The sequence below is a fragment of the Streptomyces sp. NPDC000878 genome (genome assembly GCF_053599695.1).
Genome location: NZ_JBSFMT010000067.1, coordinates 20,130 through 41,855 on the forward strand (window position 1 = coordinate 20,130; position 21,726 = coordinate 41,855).

Genomic DNA, 21,726 nt, shown 5'->3' on the forward strand with positions numbered 1-21,726 from the left:
TGCCGAGGAACTGCTCGGGGTTGTTCTTGCACTGCTGGAGAGCGACGAAGCCGGCGAGGGCTGCTCCGGGATGCGCGATGCCTGTCGCTTGACCAGCGGAGGACCCCGACGAGGGCCAGGGTCCTCCGTGTGGGCTTCGTTCACTTCAAGTAGCAGCGTTCCTCTGCCGGTTCGTGCAGCATTCGGTGGGCCCCTATTCATCTGCACAGCCAGATGGCTGGCACGTCGCTGATGCTGTTCGCGCTTGTCGTGCGCGTGGGTAGCGATCTGGGCTGACCTTGGTGGGCCCACTGTTCGGCCTCGGCTGAGGCCGCGAGCAGGCCATGTTGTTCCAGTCGCACGGTCCGTAGCCGCGCCACTCGATCGGCTTGGGCCGACGGTGGTGTCCCCGGCGGGCAGGCCCGCCCGGTGCAGGAGATCCAGCCCATCGAACAGGTTGTACGCGGTGCCCACACGCTTGCCGTAGATCGTCAGCCGCCGTCTGGCCGTGTCACCTTTTCTCCGTCACAGCCATCCCGTGGCAATGACCGTTCCGGACGCGTCGTCGCATGCCGGTGGCAGGTCCGATCAAACAGTGTCAGCCGTCCCCGCTAGGGTCCCTGCAATCGTGCCCGCCGGTGTTCGAGGAAGTATGGCCAGACGGATGCGTGAAGCGGCGTTCCGGGCGGAGCAGGAGCAGGGGCGCTACGCACCTCATGTCCGTCCGATCAACGAGATGGTCGATGCCTTGCGCCAGCCGGAAGGGCGCGGCTGGATGCCGTATGTCGCGCCCTGGCACGGGGGAGCGGGGGCTCGCGTCTTGTCCGTTCTGCGAGACCCGGGCCCCAAGACGCTGGATGGCACCGGCTCGGGATCCCTGTGCGTGGAGAACGATGATCCGACTGCGGAGCTTCAGGCCCAGATCTTCGAGCGGGCCGGGATGGCGCCGCATGACGTCACTCCCTGGAATGCGTATCCCTGGTACATCAACCGCCCGCCGAAGGCGGCTGAGCTCCAGGCTGGTGCCGAAGTTCTGAAACAGTTGCTGGCGGTGATGCCAAAGGCAGAAGTCGTGCTCCTCCAGGGCAATGAAGCCCAGGATGTGTGGCGTCGTCTGCTCAAGGCGCACCCTGATGCTGTCCGTGACCGGCTTCTGGAGGTCGTGAGCACCTACCACCCCGGGCAGCAGGCTCTCTTCGTGCGAGACCCGGAGGAACGTGCCCGCCGCGCACAGCACCGAATCGACTCTTACCAGAAAGTCGGTGCCGCGCTCCGCGAGAGGACCAGGCAGTCGTAGAATTCAACGGCGCCGACGCAGCCCAGGCCGCGGGTGCGGCCCTGTTCTCGTATGGCTACGGCATGCTGGGGCTCAGTGATTGCTCGATCGCCAGTCAGCTCTTTCAGAGTGGCCACTGATCGGTGACGGGCCAGCGTTCCGCAACTCACGAGGCTCCCGTGCCGTTGAGAGAGGTGCTCGATGTCTCAACTCATCAATACAGGAGCCTCGTTGGTTCCCCGTCCTGCCTCACGCTCTGGTCGAGTGGGTATCGATGCTCATCGTCACCCGTGAGGGTGACCGACGCTGCAAGCTCCCGCCCCACCAGCGCGCCCTCGTCGGCATGGTCTACCTGCGCCGACACGACACGCTCACGCAGATCGCCGCCGGCTTCGGTATATCCGTCGGGACCGCCCGCGCCTACGTCACGGCCGTCGTCAATCACCTGTCCCGCCGGGCACCCGGTCTGCTGCGGGTCCTGCGCGAGACGGATCCTGATCACGTCCTGCTCGACGGGACGCTCGCCGAGTGCGACCGGGTCGGCGACAGCCGGGCCGACTTCTCCCAGAAGCACCGCCGTCACGGCGTGAACGTGCAGGTCGTGGCAGATCCCACCGGCAAGCTGCTGTGGATCTCACCCGCGCTGTCCGGCTGCACCCACGACCTGACCGCGGCCCGCACCCACCGCATCATCCGGATCTGCGAACGCCAGGGCGTCCCCGTGCTCGCCGACCGCGCCTACATCGGGGCCGGCCCCTGGGTGACCACGCCCATCAGACGGCTTCCCGGCCAGGACCTCACCACAACCCAGCGGGCGATCAACCGAGCCCTGTCAGCGGCACGAGCACCGGTCGAACGAAGCATCGCGCGACTCAAGTCCTGGCAGATCCTCCGCCGGGCCCGCTGCAGCCCCAACCGGATGACCGTCATCGCCGCAGCCGTCCTCACCCTGGAGCGTCAACGCTGATGAATCTCATTGCCGTTCCAGGGTGAGGGCGGATTGGCAATGGCCGTCATCCAGTTGGGAGCCGTCTCACGACCAGGCAAGTCGACCTTCGGTGAACCGACAGACCGGGGAGCTTCCATCGGCGATCTTCGTCAGCGTCTCCGCCAAGGAGTCGAAATACTGGGCCATCGATTCGTACTCGCCTGTGACCGTGGGGTCACCCACGAACCATCTGCCGACGCGCCCGTCCCGCACATCGATGAACTTTCCCATCCAGCCGTCCTGGTCCGACAGGAACGGGATCCACTCGTTACGCCAGAACGGGTAGTCCGGCTGGTCCGGAGGGTCGAATCCGCAGGACGTGGAGCGGTTCGCGTAGAGCCTCTCCAACGCCCGGATGCCCAGAAAGAAGCTTCCCTCGTCGGGGAACCCGTCGAAGCCGCAGCATGCCACTTCGTCGTCGACGTCTTCCTCTGGCAGATCCAGATTGTTCTGCAACAGCCACGTCCGCAGGTCCCCATGCAGGGAGATCCCCATCCGTTCCTCGGCTGCCGCGAGCATCTGCTCCGTAGCGGGCCCTGGAAGATCTGCGTGATCGGCCGGCGCGTGCTCCCGAAGAAGCCTCATCACACGCGACCAACTCTCAGTCACACTCATCGCCCTCTGCCCTCTCTACAGGGATGTCTCCGTCCGACTACGCCACTGTGGAGGTTGGGAAGTATCGGCCGGAGACCCTTGCAGAGATGGTACTTCGAGCGTGTGTTCCACCCCTCCCCACGATCATCTTCCGCCCCGAAGCGCAGGGTCGGCCCCTCAGCGAAGTGACCGCCCGCGACTTTTCACAGACAACCCACTGTTCCCGGCCGAGGAGCTTCCAGGACTCAAGCGAGGGCCACGGCGTCACCCTGGAATGGCGAAGCTGAATGAACGCTCAGTGGGCGCGTACCGGAAGTGCTCCTGGGCGGGGCGCAGCTGACTTGTCCCGTGCCCGGCCGGTCCGTCGGCGGCGGTGGTCTGCGGGCGGCGTCAGCGGCATCCTGATGGGATCGCATCACCGTGGAGCAGGCACCAGGAGGGTCACCTCCCATGGATCAGTGCGCACCTGGGCCGTTCCCTGGTTCGCCCAGGTGCTCGGCGAGCCGGAACAGGGCGGGCAGGGCGTCGGCGACGGCGGCGCGCTCGGTGTCGTCGAGGGCGGTGAGGGCGGCGTCCAGGCGGCGTTCGTGGGCGGCGGTCCACGCGGCGAGCTGTTCGCGGCCGGTGTCGGTGAGAGTGACGACGGAGGCGCGTCGGTCGGCGGGGTCGATCTCGCGGACGACGAGTCCGGCGTTGATCATCTGGCCGATCAGTCCGCTGACGGTGCTGGGGGCGAGGCGCTGGCGGGTGGCCAGGTCGCTGATCCGGGCGGGCGAGTGCTCGCCGAGCACCTGTAGCAGCTCGACCTGGGCCATGGGCAGGGTCTCCCACGGGTAGTCGGTGCGGATCGAAGCGCGTAGCGCGCGGCGCAGCCGGGTCACGGCCTCGGTGAGCAGCCGGGCGTCCGACACCTCAGTGGTGGGGCGGGACGTTGATGACGCTTCGGAGCAGGGCTGCGCGGACATGCGGCAAGAGTAACGGGGCCGCCTGCGTGTGCCTGCCCTTCGTGCAGGGCTCCGACCACAAGATGCTTCGGTGTCCGATGTATCGTCGGGCGGGTCTTCCCCGGCCCGTGGCCGGGCCTCGCACATGCAGAACGGTCGACTTCATGAACCTGGCGTACCTGCCCAGCCCGTCCCAGGGGGTGTGGCACCTCGGACCGGTGCCGATCCGCGCGTACGCGCTGTGCATCCTGGCCGGCATCTTCACCGCCGTGTGGCTCACCGGCCGCCGCTGGGAGGCGCGGGGCGGGCGCCGTGAGGACATCGCGGACATCGCGGTCTGGGCGGTGCCGTTCGGCGTGCTCGGCGGGCGTCTCTACCACGTGATCACCGACCCGGAGCTGTACTTCACCGCTGGCAAGCAGCCCATCCGCGCCCTGTACATCTGGGACGGCGGCCTGGGTATCCCCGGCGCGGTGGCGCTGGGTGCGGTGGGGGCGTGGCTGGGCTGCCGCCGCCGTGGCATCAGGCTGGCCGACTTCGCCGATGCCGTCGCGCCCGGCCTGGTGCTGGCGCAGGGGATCGGGCGGTGGGGCAACTATTTCAATCAGGAGCTGTACGGCCGTCCCACCGGCCTGCCGTGGGCGCTGCACATCGACCCCGCGAACCGGCCCGCCGGCAGCCCGGACGTCGCCTTATACCACCCCACCTTCCTGTACGAGTCGTTGTGGAACCTGGGTGTGATGGCGCTGCTGTTGTTCCTCGACCGCCGCCATCACCAACGGCTGCGCAGGGGGCGGCTGTTCGCCTGCTACGTCCTCGCCTACACCGCCGGGCGGGCGTGGATCGAGGCGCTGCGCATCGATCACGCCAACCATTTCCTGGGCCTGCGGCTGAACGACTGGGTGTCGCTGGTGCTGTTCACCGGCGCGCTGGTGTTCCTGGTTGTCACCCGCCGTCCGCGGCCGGACGACGATGCGCCGTATCCGCCGGGTACCGCGGGGGAGGACAAGGTGCCGGCCGAGGTGTCCGGCGGGAATCGGTCGTGACGGCCGTCCCAGACGCGGAGGCATCACGGCCCGCCAACGAAGGGCCGTTCGCTGCGGTTGCCGACCGGCGAGGCCACGCAGTGACGGTCCCGTTGAGACGAAAATCGGTCTACCCCCGTAGCAACCGTCGACGGAGGGCTTCCTGCTCTGCGCCCCGTGTAGGGGCGGGCGGCTGCGGCTCGGGCATGTCGGATGCGTGAGCGAGAGCCTGGTCGATGCGGTCGCTGCTGCGGATGATGTCTGCGTCGGACGGGGTTGCCGGCCATGTCACCAGGAGATAGTCCTCCACGGGCTCGGTGCTGACCTTGTCCGGGAGGATGTTGCGACCTCGCGCGTGGACGCGGAGCCGGTACCAGCCCGGTCCCGCAGGACTGAGGGGAGTAAGTCCGTCGACCGGGCCGTGTTCGAGGGACTCGACCCGGAGGGGGCCCGTGGTGACGCGCAGGCCGACTTCCACGATTTCTTCCCAGGAGGCATGCACCGACGCGACTGGTGGCCCGGCCAGAGCGGTCGCCGTGGCCCGGACCGTGCCGGTGTGGATTCCCGTGACCACGAGAGCCCCCTGTGACATGGGGACAGCAAGTCCGTTACCCCAGTCCGCAGTCTGAACAGGGATTTCTCCAGCGTCGAGGACACCGAAGGTGCCTTCGGGGACGTACACGTCGTGTGTGCTGTCCATGTCTCTCCCGGCTGGTACGTCATCGCTCTGGGCGCAAGCGTGCCACGACTTGCACGGGTGCAGGCAGTGCGCGGACCGTTCCCGAACGCCGCTACAGGTCGGCGGGCCGTGACCGGCGGGTATCCATTTGCGGAGCCATGACCTACGCATTGCATCGGCTACAGAACTATTCTGTTACCGTCCCATATTGGGGCTCGTCGGCAGCAGCGGCGACGCCGCCAACCGGGCGGCTGAGGAGTGTCCAAACGGTGCTGTCGCGGGCCCTGCCCGCAAAGAACTTCAGGAGTCCTTGCCCCACGAGGGGGAGCCATGCTGATCGAACTGGACGAGGACGTCGCCATCCAGCACGTCACCGAGCACCTTAAGACCTCCCATGGCGACACCCACACACCTGACGAGATTGAAGCCGCGGTCGCCACGGCCTGTGCGTCCCTGAAAGACATGCCCGTTCGCAGCTACGTGCCCGTTCTCGTGGAACGCAGGGCCCAGCACATCCTGAGCGAACGCGACCACTGAACGCCGGCGGCACCGGAAGCCCTGACGGTCCGCCCGGCCCGTCCTAGGGTGTTTCCATGCTCGACGACTTCAGCGTGCGGCAGGCCGAAACCGACCTGCTCTCCGCACCGCGCACCCTGGACGCGGCGGTCGCCGGCCTGCCCATCACGGCGGGCCTGTATGCCTGGTGGGCGCCGGCAGACGCACTCGTGTCCTTCCACGGTCCCGCCAACTCCGGTGATGCTCACCTGCGGCTTCTGTACCTGGGCAAGGCCAAGCGGCTACGGTCCCGCATCGTCTCGAACCACCTGAGGGACTCCGGCCGCTCCACCCTGCGCCGCACACTGGCCGGACTCCTGATGCCTAGCGAGGGTTACCGCACCACCTGGACCGACCGGGTCGTCCTGGTCGGCGAGGACGAACAGCGCCTCACCGACTGGATGCACCAGCACCTCGCCCTCACCTGGAGCGAGCATGCCGATCCTGTCCCGCTGGAGACGGTACTGATCTCCCGGCTCCGCCCGCCGTTGAACGTCGATGGAGCCGAGCACGGCACCAGCCTGGACCGCGTCAAACAGGCCAGGACTCTCTACTACGCCAGCGCCGGACCCCGCCCGGATCAACCGTCCCCCACCGGCGAGCGGCAGTCTTCCTGAGGCGGGAGCACGGCAAGCCGCACTCCTGGCGGCTCGGCCGTGTCGGCCGCAGCCGTGCCGAAGGCATCGAGAACCACGCACCTGGAGCGTGGGGCCGGCCGTCGGAGAACGCGAGTGACCCCGACTCGTGGCCGGGCGCTGGCTGGGCCAAGCTGACGGTGCGCCCCTTTCCGCCGGAGCAGATCGTGCTGGTGACGGCGGGGCCGAAGCCGGCCTGGGAATGTTGATCCCGGACGGAGGACCGGAGTGCGGCGGTGCCCTGCGAGGTGTGCCGGTTCGGCTGGCTGTCGCGCTGCGGCGCGGCGATGAGACTTCTCGCCGCTGCCCTGCGGCCAGGCACGGAGAATCCACTCAGCGGGCGGGCCACATCCGGACAACCGGGGGCGCATGGTGGTGCCCTCCGCGGGTGAAGGGGCTGTTCCAGGATGTACGCGCACACTCGCATCGCCCGTGCCGAGTCGCATGTGGCGTTGATTCGGGGGCATTAGGGCGTCGTTGTTGCACAGGACAAGGGTGGCGGTGTGACTCAGGCATGCATGGAGACGAGTTTCAGCTGTTGGCGGACCGCCCGATCTTGTCCGCTGTGGCTTTGGACGGCAACGAACCAATTGCTGCCGCCCGGCACGCTGCCCGTCGTTTCATGACCGAGGTGTCAACGGTCATTGAGATGCCCAGGTGGGTGGCCGTTGGAGGCCCAGGCTGGTGGCCATCAGAAAGCCAGGCGTGTGGCCAGTGGTGTTCCCGGGGTGGAGGTCAGTTCAAGGGGACCACTCCCTTCCCGGCGAGGGCCTCGGCGAGGCGATGCGAGTCGCCGGTGGTGGTCACGAGGTGAGCGTGATGCATGAGGCGATCGGTGCTCGCGCCCGCGAGAGTCTTCGGCATGATCGTGTCGAAGCCTGAGGGGTGGATGTTGCTGGTCACCGCGATGGACCGGCGTTCGTAGGCGGCGTCGATGATGCGGTAGAACGCCTCGGCGGCGTCTTCCCCGACGGGCAGCAGGCCGATGTCGTCGATGACGATGAGGTCCGCGCGGCAGATCCGGGCGACGGTCCGTGCAGTGGACCCGTCGACCTTCGATTTGCCGATCGCGGCGCTCAGCGTCTCCAGGGTGAACCAGGACACCCGCAGGTCCTTCTCGATCGCGGTCTGGGCCAGGCCCTCGGTGAAGTGGCTCTTGCCCGTCCCCGACGGGCCGGCGATCACCAGATTCTCGGCGCGGCCGATCCACTCCAGGGTGATCAGGGAGTTTTGGGTGGGTTCGGGGATGGTGGAGTCCTCGGCCCGCCAGGAGCCCAGGGTCTTGCCGGTGGGGAAGTTCGCCGAGTGGCGACGAAGACGCCGGGTGGCGGCGTCGCGGCCGGTGACCTCCTCGGATATCAGCAGCCGCAACACCTCGGCGGGGTCCCAGCGTTGGGCTCGGGCGGTGGCCAGGACGTCCGGGGCCGCTTTGCGCATGTAGGGCAGGCGCATGCGGCGCATGAGCTTGTCGAGCTCCTCGGGCAGGGCCGGGGCCTGGGGAAACGTCATGGTCGTTAATTCCTTCGTCGGTCAGGATGGGCGCCGATAGGCTCGCCGGGTGATCGATATGCAGGTGCGCGGTGACAGCGGCGACGTCATAGCCCGGGCCGAGGGCGGGGTGGAGTGGACTTCCGCTTTCGGTGATCTGAATGCGGGGCTGTTCCCGATGCTCTGGGGCCTGATTCCCTATGGGGATGCGGTCTTCAACCATCGGCAGGTGTCGCTGCTGCTGGCGGAACTCGACCGGCTCCCGGCCGCTTGCGGCGGTGACTGGGTCGGGCAGGCTCGCGAGTTGTGCCAGGTAGTCGAGCAGGGGTCACACCGTTATCTGTGGTTTGTCGGCGACTGACCGCAGAGTCGTGCGTCAACTTCCTTGAAGTCGTTGCCTACTGGCCCAGGGCTTGCCAGCCGATGGTTCCGTTCTGGACGGAGTGGGCCTCGTCCGCGCGGACGACCTCGCCGACGGGCTTGCTGTCCGCAATGTGTCCCAGGATCGAGAGCAGGTCGTCGTCGGCGAAGCGCCCGGCCGTGGCCGCCAGACCGAGGGCCTGGTCGACTTTGTCTTTGCCCAGGACGGTGGCGAGTTCGACCGCGCGGGCCATCTTGGCGCGGATGCGGGTGGCGCCGGCGGGGCCGGCTTCCTTGAGCCAGCGCCCGGCTCCGGGGCCGATGCCCATGAACGCGATCTCCGCTTCCGAGCGGGGCTGCAGCCTCGGCTGATGGATACTGCGGCCGTCGGGGTGGTCGGGGTAGTGCTCGTCGATGATCTGTGGAACACCCGGGGTGGAGAGATGGTGGCGCCAAATCTCCGACAGGTCACCGGAGTTGGTGCGGGCGGTGATGGATAGTTCCTCGCCGACCACCCGGCACCACACCTTGGCGCCGGTATAGCCCGGCGGGGTCGAGTAGCGCACCGAGTTGAAGCTGATGGTGCGGTCCGAGCCGACCAGTCTCTCCTCGCCCAGGGCGAGCGCGAGCGGCTCGATGGGCAGGATATGCAGCGTGGTGCGTTCGATGTCGAGGCGGTCGGCGGGTATCTGCCCCGTCGCCCGGTGACGGCGGGAGTTCACCGCATCGCACCAGGTCAGGCAGGCATCGGCGAGATCGGCGAAGGTGTCGTAGGCGGCCAGCAGGTTCGCATCTGTGGGCACCAGGTCGGCCTTCGCGATGCGGACTGTGGCCTCCGCTCCGCCTTTCGATTCGGGATCGTAGGGCACGCAACTGACCACCTGGCAGCCGTAATGCCGGCCCGCGGCGACCATCTGCGGATGACGTACCGGGATCCCGGCGATGTGCTCGACGGTGACCGTCTTCGCGTTGTCGGTCAGCACATACGTCGGTGCACCGCCGATCCGCCTGAGCGTGGTGTCCAGGCAGGCCACCAAAGTGCCCAGCGTGCAGTCCCAGACCGGGATCACCACCCGGAACCGCGACCAGGACAGCCACGCACAGAACAGCCAGGTCCGACGCCCCGCGATGCGGGGACCCTCGCCCCAGTCGAACTGCAGCCACCGGCCCGGCTCGGGAATCCACGGGCGGTACGTTCGGCGCTTGCCCGCCTTCCACGCGGTCTTTGCCGTGTTCACCGCCCGTCTCGTCGAGCGTTCGCTGCCCCGGTAGCCCATCTTCACGAGCTTGTCGTGGACCACATCGGCGCGGATCGTCGCCTTCGACTGCTCGACCCACTCCTCGACCTTTTCCAGGAACGCGTCGATCATCTTCGGCCGCGGCTCTCGCTCATAGGGATTGCGCCCGCCGTTGCGGGCCTCGACATACCGCTTGACCGTCTTCGGGTCGTGCCCCGTCAAGGTCGCCGCGGACCAGACCGTCCCGGTCAGGTCGTACGCCTCAAGGATTTCCATAATCTCCGTGTCAGACTTCGTCACAGGACCTCTCCGGCCGGTAGCTGATGCGTGGAAACACCAGCAAACGGGCGGAGGGGTCTCCTCCAGTTATGGAAGTGATCAGGAACACCACTGGTCAGACGGCCATCCACCTGGAATTCCGGTGGCCGTCAGCCTGGACTCGGCTGGCCGCACATCTGGACTTTGCCACGGCCGCCGTCACGAGGTGCAGGCCGTTCACGGGCTCCCTGTGTCGGAGCGTGCGATGGGCATGGTCGAGCTGGTGGTCAACGAGCTCGTGACCAACGCCTATAAGTACGCGCCCGGACCGTGCCTGCTGGACCTGGAGGTTGTCGACGGTGCCGTGGAGATCAGCGTGTGGGACAGCGACCCGACGCTGCCGGCGGCCTGCCCGGCCGATCCGGGGCGCGTCGGACAGCACGGCCTGGAGATCGCGATGGCGGTCTGCCGCAGCTTCGAGGTACGGCGCGAACCGGTGGGTAAACGCGTGAAGGCCGCGATCGTGCTGGTCGACGATCCGGGCGGGAATCCGGTCGGCCGCCTGATGTGACCGGGCTGACCTGGCCGCCGACGGGCGAGACGGCATGCCGTCGCGGTGATCGCGGCCCAGGCGGCAGGTGCTGGATGAGGCGTTCGCAAAAGCGGCCCTGAAGGGGGTCAGGAGGCGTCCAAGAGTGCTGCGGCTTCCGGATGGCTTTCCAGCCAGGCTGTCGCGTCGGGGTTCTCCCGGAGCCAGCGGGCGCAGACGGCCCATTCCACGCGGTCACTGCCCGCGTCGCTGAGCACCACGTCGGCGATCAGGGGTGCGCACTTCGCCGCGGTGCCGTGCGCGCTGCACGCGGTCTTGCCGTTCGTGTGCGCGGTGATGGAGGTGATCATGGACGACATGGTCCGGGCATCCTCGGCGTACACGCGGTCGAACCAGTCGATGAACTGGTGGACCGTGCCGATCTTTGCGACGCGGTCGTGCAGGGCCTTCTGGTCGTGCCCGGTCAGGAACCAGCCGAGGGTGACCGGCGCGCCGCAGCCGCAGCCGCACGTCCGGGCCGCGTGCGGAGACTCGAAGTACGTCACCGGGTTGCGGACCGGCTCGATGGGTTGAGGTTTGCCTACGTACGCGTCGTGGACCGGGTGCCCGGCCTCAAGGAACCGGCCCTCGATCGCCCGGCGACCGCCGGACACCGCGACCAGGCGGTCGATCTCGATCGCCTGGCGCACGACGCCCTGCGCGGACAGCAGGGCGTACTGTTCCCGGTCGGCGCGTTCGCCAAGGACCCAGCATCCCCGGTTGGCGCGGAACAGGGCCTCGTCGTCCATGTTCGGGTCCCAGCCGACATGGTCACGGCCCAGTTGGTCCTCCTTCGGACTGACGTAGCGCATCGCCCCGAGCGTGATGTGGATCATGAATCCCCCCGATAGATCGATAGACCGGGCGCCTTGCCCTTCAACTATCCACACCCTGCCACACTCGGTCGATACTCTGAACCCCTGGACCCCTATGGTTATCGCTTATGGGGTCGGCGGCAGGACGATCAGGTACACCGCCACCCCGCCTGAAGGGGCCCGACGACCGACCGCCCACACCGGTCGTTGTCGTGGCGGATGACTGGATGAACTGCGGACGAATTCTGGCTTTTCCTCTGGTCAGGACCTGGTCAGGAACGCGGTTGGGGCCCCTCCGGCCTGCTTAGGCTCGGCAACGCCGCCTCATTCGTACGACTCCCAGGAGGCCCGGCATGCCCGAAGCCGCCCTCGACGCCCAACCCGCGTCCGGCCCCACACCGCCCGCGCCCCGCAGCGCCGCCCGGCGGCGCACCGTCATGGTCGCGGGCGGTGCGCTGGTGGCCGCTGGGGCGGTGACGGCGGGCGCTCTGGCGGCCGGGTGCTCCGGGACGAGCGGGCACGCGTCGACAACGGCCGACGGTCTGCGGCACACCACCGTCGAGGCCACTCCCTCGGGCTGCGGGCGCGGCTGGACCGACCCGGAGCCCGGGCAGCAGGTGTTCGACCTCACCAACACCTCCAGCGCGGCGGCCGAGGTGTATCTGACCGACCCTAGGACCGGCGTGGTCTACGGCGAGGTTGAAGGGCTCGCCCCGGGCACCGTCCGCCCGATGCCGGTGACCCTCGGCAACGGCTCGTACGCCTTCAAGTGCCTGCCCGACGACGCGGACGCCGTCACCGGCCCCACCGTGCGGATCACCGGAGGCGGCACGGTGAAGAGCGGCCCGGCCGCCGTCCCCGTCTCCCAGCAGGACCTCATCCCGCCCACGCTGGCCTACCAGAAGTGGATCCAGAACCGCACCATCGAGCTGGCGAACAAGACCGACGTGCTGCGTGCCGCCGTCGACCGCGGTGATCTCGCCGCCGCCCGTGCCGCCTGGCTGCCCGCACACCTGGTGTACGAGCGGATGGGCGCGGCCTACGGCACGTTCGGTGACGCTGACGCGGCAATCAACGGGACCACGGCCGGGCTGCCCGGCGAGGTGCACGACAAGGACTTCGCCGGCTTCCACCGCTTGGAGTTCGGCCTGTGGCACGGCGAGTCGGCGAGCAGCCTGCGCGGACCGGCCGGCCGGCTCGCCAAAGCCGTGGAGACGTTGCGCGACAGCTGGCCCGAGCAGCGGATGGACCCGGCCGACGTCGGCCTGCGCGCGCACGAAATCGTGGAGAACACCGTGCAGTTCGAGCTGACCGCCCGCACCGATTACGGCAGCGGCACCAGCCTGGCCACCGCCCGTGCCAACCTCGACGGCACCCGTGTCCTGCTCGGCTTTCTGCGCCCGCTGCTGAAGACCCGCGACACCGGCCTTCCAGGGCTCGACTCCTGGATGGACCGCGCCCAGCACACCCTCGACGCCTTCGACCGTGACGGCCGCTGGACCCCGCCGGCCGGCCTCACCCGCATCCAGCGGGAGAAGGTCAACGCGGACCTGAGCGAACTGGCCGAGCGGCTGGCGGACGTGGCCGCCCTCACCGACGTACGGAGGACCGCGTGAGCACCGTAGGCCGCAGAGGCTTCCTGGCGGGCGCGGCGGCCGTGGCCGGCACCGGACTCGTCGCCGCCGACCACGGCGCCGCCACCGCCGCCGAACAGTCCGGGGAGAGCGCGAGTGTCCCCTTCCACGGCCGCCACCAGGCCGGCATCACCACCCCGGCCCAGCGCGCCACCGCGTTCGTGTCCTTCGACACCACCGCCGACAACCGCGGCGAACTGGTCGACCTGCTGCGCACGCTCACCGACCGGGCCCGCTTCCTGACCACCGGCGGCAGCCCGGAGGCGCTCGGCATCACCGCCCCGCCCTCAGACTCCGGCACCCTGGGCACGAGCATCCCTGCCGACCGGCTGACCGTCACCGTCGGAGTCGGTGCCTCCCTCTTCGACGACCGCTACGGCCTCACTAGCCGAAAGCCCCACCGCCTCACCGCGATGCCCACCTTCCCCGACGACGACCTGGACGACGCCTGGTGCCACGGCGACCTGAGCGTGCAGTTCTGCGCCGACAGCCCCGACACCGTGCTGCACGCCCTGCGGGACATCACCCGGCACACCCGCGGCGGAATGCAGGCGCGCTGGCGGATGGACGGCTTCGTCAGCCCGCCGCGCCCCTCCGGCACCCCGCGCAACCACCTGGGCTTCAAGGACGGCACCGCCAACCCGAGCGTGCGTGACGCCCGCGCGATGGACCGCCTGGTGTGGGTGGGTCCGGGCAGCGGCGAGCCGGACTGGGTGACCGGTGGCAGCTATCAGGTCGTACGGCTGATCCGGATACTGGTGGAGTTCTGGGACCGGGTCTCCCTCACCGAGCAGGAGCGGATGTTCGGCCGGGCCCGCGATACCGGGGCGCCCCTGGACGGACGCCACGAGAAGGACACCCCCCAGTACGCCCAGGACCCCAAGGGCGACATCATCCCGCTGGACAGCCACATCCGGCTGGCCAACCCGCGCACCGCCACGACCGACGACCAGCGGATCCTGCGCCGCGGCTACAACTACGACCGGGGCCTGGACTCCAACGGGAACCTCGACATGGGCCTGGTGTTCTGCTGCTACCAGCAGGATCTGGCCCGGCAGTTCGAGACCGTGCAGAAGCGACTGGCAGGCGAGCCGCTGGTCGACTACATCACCCCGTTCGGCGGCGGCTACTTCTTCGCCCTGCCGGGAGCGCGGGATGCCTCCGACTGGCTGGGACGCACCTTGCTGGCCTGATACAGCCCGCCAATACCGGTCAAGAACCGGTTAAAAGTCCATGGGAGTTTCCTGAAAGACCATGGGTCTTTCCTGACCTGGCGTTCGCTCACCCGTCTTGCCCGGCGCCCAGCATGGCCGGGGATCCTGTCGTCTCCTGCACGGCCGTGGATGCCACCCCAGCGACAACTCTGAGCTCCCCGGAAGGCGAGACAGCATGATCGGCACAGGTACAACCCCAGGCGCGCGAGGCCGGCTGGCCCGCGTGGGCGCCCTGCTCGGCGCCGCCGCCCTGGCGACCGCGGGCGGCACCGTCCCCGCCTTCGCCGCCTCGGCGCATGGCGGCCACGGCCACTCGGCCACGCACACCGCGACGCCGATCAAGCACGTGGTGGTGATCTATGACGAGAACGTCTCGTTCGACCACTACTTCGCCACCTACCCCAAGGCCGCGAACACCGACGGCACGACGTTCAAGGCCGCGGCGCACAGCCCGAAGGTGAACAACCTGCTCAACTCCGGGTTGCTGACCAAGAACCCGAACTTGTACGCACCCAAGCGACTGGCCAGGTCGCAGGCCATGACCTGCGACCAGAACCACTCCTACGGCCCCGAGCAGTACGCGGCCGACAACGGCAGGGCCGACAAGTACGTCGAGAACACCGAAGTCAGCAAGTGCACAGGGCTGTTCGGCGAGCCCGGCCTGGTGATGGACTACTACGACGGCAACACCGTCACCGGCCTGTGGAACTACGCCCAGCAGTACGCCCTCAACGACAAGTCGTTCAGCTCGGTCTACGGCCCCTCCACGCCCGGCGCGCTGAACCTGGTCTCCGGTCAGACCCACGGTGTGGTCTCCGTCGACCCGGCCTCCGGCACCGAGAACCCGAAGCAGACCTCCACGCCCGACTCGTACGCCGTCATCTCCCCCAATGCCAAGGGCGTCGGGACGGTCATCAACGACCCCGACCCGGCCTTTGACGACTGCGCCGACAAGGACCACACCGCCACCAGCGCGCTCGCGTCCATGCAGGGCAAGAACATCGGCGACCTCCTCAACTCCAAGAGCGTGAGCTGGGGCTGGTTCCAGGGCGGCCTCCGCCCCTCCACCGCCTGGAACGGCACGAGCGGTGACTACGCCAAGTGCGCAGGCACCACCCACACCAACGTCGGCGGCGCCGCGGTGGAGGACTACAGCCCCCACCACAACCCGTTCGCCTACTACAAGTCGACGGCCAACCCGCACCACCTCGCCCCGAAGAACATCGCCGAGATCGGGCACGGCGGCCGGGCCAACCACAACTACGACCTGACCGACTTCGACGCCGTCCTGAAGGCCGGGAACCTGCCCGCGGTGAGCTTCCTGAAGGCCGCCGAGTACCAGGACGGCCATGCCGGCTACTCGGACCCGCTCGACGAGCAGCACTTCCTGGTCAAGGAGATCAACGCGCTCCAGCAGTCCCCTCAGTGGAAGTCCACCGCGGTCGTGGTCGCCTACGACGACTCCGACGGCTGGTACGACCACGTCACCTCCAAGGTGCTCAACGGCTCCAAGGACTCCACCGTCGGCTCCAACGGCAAGGCCCTGGACAGCGCCGCCTGCCAGTCCGGCCCGACCGCCAAGGGCGGCTACGCAGACCGCTGTGGCCCGGGCACCCGGCAGCCGCTGCTGGTCATCTCCCCCTACAGCAAGGTCAACAAGGTCGACCACACCGCCACCGAGCAGGCGTCGATCACGAAGTTCATCGAGAACAACTGGCACACCGGCCGCATCGGCGACGCCTCCTTCGACCAGCGAGCAGGCAGCCTGACCGGCATGTTCGACTTCCGCCACCCCAACAACAAGCAGGTGCTGCTGAACTCGGACGGCTCCGTCAAGTCGGTGAAGCACATCCCGCACTACACCCAGACGGCCACGTCCGCCGCTACCCACGCCGCATACCCGCCCTACGTCCAGGATCTCAAGGCCCAGAACGTCGCTGCCAGCAGCCCCTCCTCCCGGGCCCTGCCGATCACCATCGGCGCCGGCGTCGTCACCGCGGGCGCGGTGACCGGCGCATTCGCCCTGCACCGCCGCAAGGCACGTGCCGGAAACCTGACCGCGGCGAGGTAAGCGGCTGCCTGTACCCGTGGGTGGTGCCGTGCCCAGTCGGCGTGAGTGACCGGGCACGGCACTCCTGGCTGGGTCTTGTCCGGCCGGTACGCCTCGGCTCCGTTGACGGGCCTTGATGACGTCGCTGCTGAGGCGGGCAACACCCAGGTGACGCCCTACCAGCACTTCGAGTCCAAGGCCGACATGTACCGGGCGGTCCTGGACCGAGCCTGCGTCCGTCTCGCGGAAGACGTGGGCAGCGATAATTTCGACGAGAACTCGGTTCCCGCCCATGATCCGTGCCACGACGGCCGACCCCGACACTTTCCGGCTGCTGTTCCGTCACCCGTCACCCGTCGCCGACAGCCGAAGTTCCGCGACCTCATCGACAGCTTCGGCCGAAGTCGCCCAAGGCAACCTCGCCGCGCTCCCGCCCCATGTTCACGAATCGAGGCCGTCATCGGACGGCTGAACAGCGAACAGCCAGATCCAGATGCCGCGTTGGGCCGGATCAGTGAGGCCATTCACCCACGGCGGCATCGGGCCCGCCCGCCCGGCTGGCGACTGAACCCTGCTTCCCAAAGCCAGAGCCGCATGACTTCCCGGTCGAAGTCACCCGGTAGGGCATTCTGAATGCGGGCCTACGCGCAGTTTTAGGTTTGCATTCCAGATGTCCCTTTCCCGTTCACGATGGCCGCGTCATTACGGCGTCCCCTTCCGCGCCCCACCAGCGTGAGCACGGTCACGAAGACGGTCGCTGCGGCCCCCGTGGACAGTGCGTCCGCGACATACCGGCCCAGCTCCGGCCGCAGGATGTCGACGAGCCCGAAGAGCACGACAGCCCCCGCGAGACCTGCCGCGACCGCGGTCAACCAGGAGCGGTGGCGCGCCCGGAACCACTGGACAAGCCCCAGCCCGATGAAAGGAGCAACAGACAGTTGCGGCTCGTCGAGGGCAGCGATCACTCCGTATCCCAGACCGCTGACCAACCAGCAGACCGCAGCCACGAGCGCCGCCTCACCCCAGGAAGTGGACCGGTTCACTACTGACACTCCCGTCTCAGGCCCACGACCACAATGGATACGTTCATGGCGCCGTCGCCACTTTGCTCCCGATCATCCGCCCCTCCCAGTTCATCATGATGACTGCCCAGACGCGGCCCCTCAACCACCAGGCACGGTAGACGGCCTGCGCGACTGCTTTCTGATGTCCAGGACGGCTGATCGACGTTTCTGGCTTCGTATGCTCCTTGATGGACCGGATGCGGAGTTGCCGGGCCTTGCGCATCGCGACTCACCGACAGAGCCAGTCGGTAGGCGTTGGGAGGTATGCGGACTGCTGCCTGTCGGCGGGGGTCTGTGAGGGTCAGGCGTTCGGGCCTGTATCTGTCCCCGGCGCTTGATGTCCGCGAGTTTGGCTGCGGAGTCCTCGGCAACGTACGTGCCGACCTGACGAGCGGCTGGGGGAGGCTCTTCGTCCTTGGCGACGCTGATCCCGGCGCCTATCGCGCCGATGAGGTCGAACAACTCGTCGTCTTGTTCCTGGTTCGCCCAGGCGCCTCCCTTCTTATGCCGGGCGGTGGGCGCCGTAACAGTGGGAGGGGCGAAGACGCGCTCCTTGCCCACGCCGCGGACGCCAAGGCCACGCTCAATCACCTGACGGCTGCCTCGTGTTGCCGGGTTCCGGCAACACCCGCGACTCCTTGGTGCCCATCAAAGATCTGTCAAAGACGCATCAAGGGAGAGTAACGTTCCCGTTGGTGTGCCGGGAAGTCTGGTCGGCGAGTAGGGGACAAGTCTCTCTTCCGATCGGGGGTGGCCGTCGTGGTGCTCGTGGTGGTGTTCGGTGCCGCGCTGTTGGTGGCGGTGTTGTTGTCGGGCCTGGCGGCGCGGACGGTGCTTTCCACGTCTTTTCTGTTCCTTGTCGGCGGAGCGCTGGTCAGTGACGGATTCCTCGGGCTGATCCACATCACGCCGGACAGCGAGATCGTGTCCGTGACGGCCGATCTGGCGCTGTTCGCGGTGCTGTTCACCGACGGCATGCATGTGTCGCTGCCCAAGCTGCGTGCCAATTGGAAGAACCCGGCGCGCGCTCTGGGCCTGGGGATGCCGCTCGCGTTCGTCTTCATGGCCCTGGTGACCCACTACCTGGTGGGGCTGGACTGGACGACGTCGTTCCTGGTCGGAGCCGTTCTGGCACCGACCGACCCGGTGTTCGCGTCGGCGATCGTCGGGCGCGCGGAAGTCCCGGCCAAGTTGCGGCAGTTGCTGAACGTGGAGAGCGGTATCAACGACGGGCTCGCCCTGCCCGTGGTCCTGATGCTGATCGCGGCCGCCGGCCCGATGGCGGACAGCGCGGAAGCCTCCGGCTCCGCCATCGCGGTGGAACTGCTGCTCGGCCTGGTCTTCGGCGTCGTCCTGCCCCTACTGGTCAACGGGCTTGTACGCTTCCGGCTGCTGGGCGCGGAGCCGAAGCTGCAGCCGCTGCTGCCGCTGGCCACCGGGATCATCCTGTACGCGACCTGCCACCTGACCCACGCCAACCCCTACCTCGCCGCCTTCTCGGCGGGCGCGACTCTGGTGCATGTGTCGCCGGAGGCGAAGGCGTCCTTCGAGCCGCTCGGCGAGGCGCTGGCGGAGCTGGCGAAGTTCGCGGCGCTCCTGGTGTTCGGTGCGCTGCTGACTCCACAGCTGTTCGGCGACCTCTCTTTCGGCGGTTACGTGGCGGTGGTTCTGGCAATCGTGCTGATCCGCCCGGCCTCGCTGCTCATCTCGCTGCTGGGTACGACGATCTCCCGCAAGGAGAGGCTGGTTGCGGCCTGGTTCGGGCCCAAGGGCTTCGCCTCGGTCGTCTACGGCCTGCTGGTGCTGCAGTCCGGCATCCCGCAGGCCGAGGAGGCGTTCACACTCATCGCGGTCTGCATCGCCTTCTCGATCATCGCCCACAGCTCGACGGACGTCCCGATCGCCCGCGCCTTCGACGTCGACGACCTCGTCGGCATCCCGGACAAGGACCAGCCCGGCACCGTCCCGCCGGCGGAGGGTCGCCTTGACGCTCGCGCGTGACCTGGCCCGCCCCTATCCGACGGTGCGAGTCGACGACGACGCCCAGGAGGCGGCGCGGCTGCTGGTACGCGAACGGCTGCCCGCCCTGCTGGTTCTCGACCAGGTGGAGTGCCCCTACGCGATGGTCCCCGCCGCCGAGCTGCTCACCGCACTGGTGCCCGAATGCGATCGTCAGGACCTGCTGCCGGCCATGATCGGTGATCGCTTCGACGACGTCCGAGGGGCACTGTCCGGACGGCCCGTGGCCGACTGGCTGCCCCGGCGCCGCGTCACACCGGGCCTGGTGGGTCCGGAGGAGTCGCCGTTGGAGGTCGCTGCCCTCATGACACGCAAGGACTGTCCCGTCGTCGCGGTGATCGAGCGCGACGACGGGACAGTCACGCTGCTCGGCGCGATCACGGCGGACGTCCTGTTGGAGCACTTCATCGGAGGACCGTGAACGACTGGCAGAGCTGGGCGGCGGTTGTCGTCTTCGTCGGCGCGTACGCCCTGATCATCAGCGAGAAGATCCACCGTGTCGCCGTCGCCCTCGGCGGTGCCGGGCTGATGTTGGCGATCGGGGCGACCGACGACAAGTCGGCGTTCTACTCCGAGCACAGCGGTATCGACTGGAACGTCATCTTCCTGCTCATGGGCATGATGATGATCGTCGGTGTGCTGAAGAAGACTGGCATGTTCGAGTACCTGGCGATCTGGTCGGTGAAGAGGGCCAGGGCGAAGCCCTTCCGGGTGATGGCCATGCTGGTCGTGATCACGGCGGTGGCCTCGGCCCTGCTGGACAACGTCACCACGGTGCTGCTGATCGCGCCGGTGACACTGCTCGTCTGCGAGCGTCTCGCCCTGCCGGCCGTCCCGTTCCTGATCGCCGAGGTCATGGCGTCGAACATCGGTGGCACGTCGACCCTGGTCGGCGATCCGCCCAACATCATCATCGCCAGCCGGGCCGGGCTGACCTTCAACGACTTCCTGGTCCACCTGGCACCGATCGTGGTCGTCCTGGTCGTCGCGCTCCTTGTGCTGTGCCGGGTGATGTTCCGCAAGTCCTTCGTCTACGACGGGGATCGCGCCGCCGAGATCATGGCTCTGGAGGAGCGCGAGGCCATCAAGGACCGGACGCTGCTCGTTCAGGGGCTGGTGGTTCTTGCGCTCGTGGTCGCGGGCTTCGTCCTGCACCCGGTGCTGCACTACGAGCCCAGCGTCGTCGCCCTGCTCGGCGCGGGAGTGCTCATCGCCATCTCCACGGCGGAGACCCGGGAAGTACTCCAAGAAGTGGAGTGGCCCACCCTGGCCTTCTTCGCCGGCCTCTTCATCATGATCGGCGGCCTGATCGAGACCGGTGTGATCGGCGAGATCTCCAAGGCCCTGGCCGACGCGATCGGTGACAACGAACTCGGCGGATCCTTGACCCTGCTCGGCGCCTCCGCGGTCCTGTCCGGCATCGTCGACAACATTCCGTACGTTGCCACGATGGCGCCCATCACCAGCGACCTCGTCCAGCACATGGGTGGTGGCGGCGGCGACCATGTCATGTGGTGGGCCCTCGCCCTCGGCGCCGACCTGGGCGGCAACGCCACCGCCATCGGCGCCAGCGCCAATGTCGTCGTCCTCGGCATCGCCGAACGCAACCGTCAGCCCATCTCCTTCTGGCAGTTCACCAAGTACGGCCTGGTCGTCACCGGCGTGACCGTGACCCTTGCGCTCGCCTACGTGTGGCTGCGCTACTTCGTGATCGGCTGACGCGTCGAAGCGGGCCGGACCCCTGTCCCTCACATCGGATCGGTGAGCGGCGGACGTGGATTCCTCCCTTGTGGCGCCGGTGGCCGTCATCGCTGTGCTGGTGATCAGAGCCGGGTTGCCGGAGATCCGAGGTCCAGGCAGTGCGCGTCGTCAGTGGTCGTGCCTTGCAGGGTCGGTGGTCAAGTGCGGCAGGGGCGGCAGCGGCCGTGCTTGTCTCCGTCGTCGGCTGGCAAGCCGCAGGCTTTGCCGCGATGGCGTGGGCCGTGCCCGGCGGGGCTCTCGGCGCCTACGTCGTGGAGGTCTGCGCCTTCAGCCGAAAACGTGCGGGCGGACCGGTCGGTCCGCTGTGCCAGCAGCGACTTCACTGCCACCGGGCGGCCGAGCACCTCGTCGGTCGCCGGCCACACTTCTCCCATACCGCCCCGGCTGACGACTGATCGCAGCCGATACCGATCAGCAACCAGGACGTGCGCACCTACCTCTGTCCAGAGACCGCGCCGACTCACCGGCCCGTCCCATGATCAGACCATGCCGCCCGGCCGCCGGGCCTGCCGCAAACGATCAGACGGCCGCTGCTGGGGAGCCGTGATCGACAGCGCGCGA

20 protein-coding genes are annotated in these 21,726 nt (G+C 68.1%); 13 read left to right on the top strand and 7 right to left on the bottom strand.

Annotated elements, in window-relative coordinates; genetic code table 11:
• Positions 1-631: 631 nt before the first annotated feature.
• Both ACWDR4_RS39070 and ACWDR4_RS39075 read left to right on the top strand, forming a co-directional pair.
• Positions 632-1,276, top strand: a complete 645-nt coding sequence (locus ACWDR4_RS39070) for a uracil-DNA glycosylase (RefSeq protein ID WP_450415588.1) — start codon at positions 632-634, stop codon at positions 1,274-1,276.
• Positions 1,277-1,529: 253 nt separating this feature from the next.
• Positions 1,530-2,222: a transposase family protein gene (locus tag ACWDR4_RS39075; protein WP_450415589.1), complete on the top strand. Its 693-nt coding sequence runs from the start codon at positions 1,530-1,532 to the stop codon at positions 2,220-2,222.
• Positions 2,223-2,288: 66 nt separating this feature from the next.
• Here ACWDR4_RS39075 and ACWDR4_RS39080 read toward each other — a convergent pair whose 3' ends face one another.
• Both ACWDR4_RS39080 and ACWDR4_RS39085 read right to left on the bottom strand, forming a co-directional pair.
• A complete protein-coding gene (locus ACWDR4_RS39080) occupies positions 2,289-2,858 on the bottom strand; it encodes an SMI1/KNR4 family protein (protein ID WP_450415590.1) in 570 nt (189 codons plus the stop codon).
• Positions 2,859-3,292: 434 nt separating this feature from the next.
• The gene (locus ACWDR4_RS39085) at positions 3,293-3,802 is read right to left on the bottom strand and encodes a MarR family winged helix-turn-helix transcriptional regulator (protein ID WP_450415592.1); all 510 of its coding nucleotides are present in this window, start codon (positions 3,800-3,802) and stop codon (positions 3,293-3,295) included.
• A gap of 143 nt (positions 3,803-3,945) precedes the next feature.
• Between ACWDR4_RS39085 and lgt the strand changes: the two genes are divergently transcribed.
• Positions 3,946-4,827 (top strand): prolipoprotein diacylglyceryl transferase, encoded by an 882-nt coding sequence (lgt, locus tag ACWDR4_RS39090; protein WP_450415594.1) that lies wholly within the window; start codon positions 3,946-3,948, stop codon positions 4,825-4,827.
• Between the two features lie 109 nt (positions 4,828-4,936).
• Here lgt and ACWDR4_RS39095 read toward each other — a convergent pair whose 3' ends face one another.
• Positions 4,937-5,380, bottom strand: coding sequence for a hypothetical protein (locus tag ACWDR4_RS39095; protein WP_450415595.1), 444 nt, complete (start codon positions 5,378-5,380; stop codon positions 4,937-4,939).
• 435 nt (positions 5,381-5,815) lie between these two features.
• On the opposite strand from ACWDR4_RS39095, the gene ACWDR4_RS39100 reads away from it, so the two are divergent.
• Positions 5,816-6,022: a three-helix bundle dimerization domain-containing protein gene (locus ACWDR4_RS39100; RefSeq protein ID WP_328690142.1), complete on the top strand. Its 207-nt coding sequence runs from the start codon at positions 5,816-5,818 to the stop codon at positions 6,020-6,022.
• A 56-nt stretch (positions 6,023-6,078) separates the two neighbouring features.
• Entirely contained in the window at positions 6,079-6,657 is a 579-nt protein-coding gene (locus ACWDR4_RS39105) for a GIY-YIG nuclease family protein (protein WP_450415597.1), read from the top strand.
• Between the two features lie 753 nt (positions 6,658-7,410).
• Here the strand turns inward: ACWDR4_RS39105 and istB are convergent.
• Complete coding sequence (gene istB / locus ACWDR4_RS39110; protein WP_450415599.1) at positions 7,411-8,184, bottom strand: IS21-like element helper ATPase IstB; 774 nt, start codon at positions 8,182-8,184, stop codon at positions 7,411-7,413.
• Positions 8,185-8,242: 58 nt separating this feature from the next.
• Between istB and ACWDR4_RS39115 the strand changes: the two genes are divergently transcribed.
• Positions 8,243-8,524 carry a hypothetical protein gene (locus ACWDR4_RS39115; RefSeq protein ID WP_450415634.1) on the top strand — a complete coding sequence of 94 codons (282 nt, stop codon included), beginning with the start codon at positions 8,243-8,245 and terminating at the stop codon, positions 8,522-8,524.
• A gap of 37 nt (positions 8,525-8,561) precedes the next feature.
• Here the strand turns inward: ACWDR4_RS39115 and istA are convergent, their stop codons facing one another.
• Positions 8,562-10,037 (bottom strand): IS21 family transposase, encoded by a 1,476-nt coding sequence (gene istA / locus ACWDR4_RS39120; RefSeq protein ID WP_450415635.1) that lies wholly within the window; start codon positions 10,035-10,037, stop codon positions 8,562-8,564.
• Positions 10,038-10,194: 157 nt separating this feature from the next.
• Here istA and ACWDR4_RS39125 point away from each other — a divergent pair, with 157 nt between their 5' ends.
• Positions 10,195-10,590, top strand: coding sequence for an ATP-binding protein (locus ACWDR4_RS39125; RefSeq protein WP_450415637.1), 396 nt, complete (start codon positions 10,195-10,197; stop codon positions 10,588-10,590).
• A 107-nt stretch (positions 10,591-10,697) separates the two neighbouring features.
• Here ACWDR4_RS39125 and ACWDR4_RS39130 read toward each other — a convergent pair whose 3' ends face one another.
• A complete protein-coding gene (locus ACWDR4_RS39130; RefSeq protein ID WP_450415601.1) occupies positions 10,698-11,444 on the bottom strand; it encodes a hypothetical protein in 747 nt (248 codons plus the stop codon).
• A 332-nt stretch (positions 11,445-11,776) separates the two neighbouring features.
• Between ACWDR4_RS39130 and ACWDR4_RS39135 the strand changes: the two genes are divergently transcribed.
• The 3 genes from ACWDR4_RS39135 to ACWDR4_RS39145 all read left to right on the top strand — a co-directional run bounded on the left by ACWDR4_RS39135 (position 11,777) and on the right by ACWDR4_RS39145 (position 16,342).
• Positions 11,777-13,039 carry an EfeM/EfeO family lipoprotein gene (locus ACWDR4_RS39135; protein WP_450415602.1) on the top strand — a complete coding sequence of 421 codons (1,263 nt, stop codon included), beginning with the start codon at positions 11,777-11,779 and terminating at the stop codon, positions 13,037-13,039.
• Complete coding sequence (gene efeB / locus ACWDR4_RS39140) at positions 13,036-14,250, top strand: iron uptake transporter deferrochelatase/peroxidase subunit (RefSeq protein ID WP_450415604.1); 1,215 nt, start codon at positions 13,036-13,038, stop codon at positions 14,248-14,250. The genes ACWDR4_RS39135 and efeB overlap by 4 nt, the downstream gene beginning before the upstream one ends.
• Positions 14,251-14,446: 196 nt before the next feature.
• Positions 14,447-16,342, top strand: a complete 1,896-nt coding sequence (locus ACWDR4_RS39145) for a phospholipase C (RefSeq protein ID WP_450415605.1) — start codon at positions 14,447-14,449, stop codon at positions 16,340-16,342.
• Between the two features lie 632 nt (positions 16,343-16,974).
• Here ACWDR4_RS39145 and ACWDR4_RS39150 read toward each other — a convergent pair.
• Positions 16,975-17,364 (bottom strand): hypothetical protein, encoded by a 390-nt coding sequence (locus ACWDR4_RS39150; RefSeq protein WP_450415607.1) that lies wholly within the window; start codon positions 17,362-17,364, stop codon positions 16,975-16,977.
• Between the two features lie 780 nt (positions 17,365-18,144).
• Between ACWDR4_RS39150 and ACWDR4_RS39155 the strand changes: the two genes are divergently transcribed.
• Genes ACWDR4_RS39155 through ACWDR4_RS39165 form a run of 3 tightly spaced genes read left to right on the top strand, consistent with a single transcriptional unit; the run spans position 18,145 to position 21,123 of the window.
• Complete coding sequence (locus tag ACWDR4_RS39155; RefSeq protein WP_450415609.1) at positions 18,145-19,386, top strand: cation:proton antiporter; 1,242 nt, start codon at positions 18,145-18,147, stop codon at positions 19,384-19,386.
• The gene (locus ACWDR4_RS39160) at positions 19,370-19,825 is read left to right on the top strand and encodes a CBS domain-containing protein (protein WP_450415611.1); all 456 of its coding nucleotides are present in this window, start codon (positions 19,370-19,372) and stop codon (positions 19,823-19,825) included. Before ACWDR4_RS39155 ends, ACWDR4_RS39160 begins: the two co-directional genes overlap by 17 nt.
• The gene (locus ACWDR4_RS39165) at positions 19,822-21,123 is read left to right on the top strand and encodes an SLC13 family permease (RefSeq protein ID WP_450415613.1); all 1,302 of its coding nucleotides are present in this window, start codon (positions 19,822-19,824) and stop codon (positions 21,121-21,123) included. Before ACWDR4_RS39160 ends, ACWDR4_RS39165 begins: the two co-directional genes overlap by 4 nt.
• Positions 21,124-21,726 lie beyond the last annotated feature (603 nt).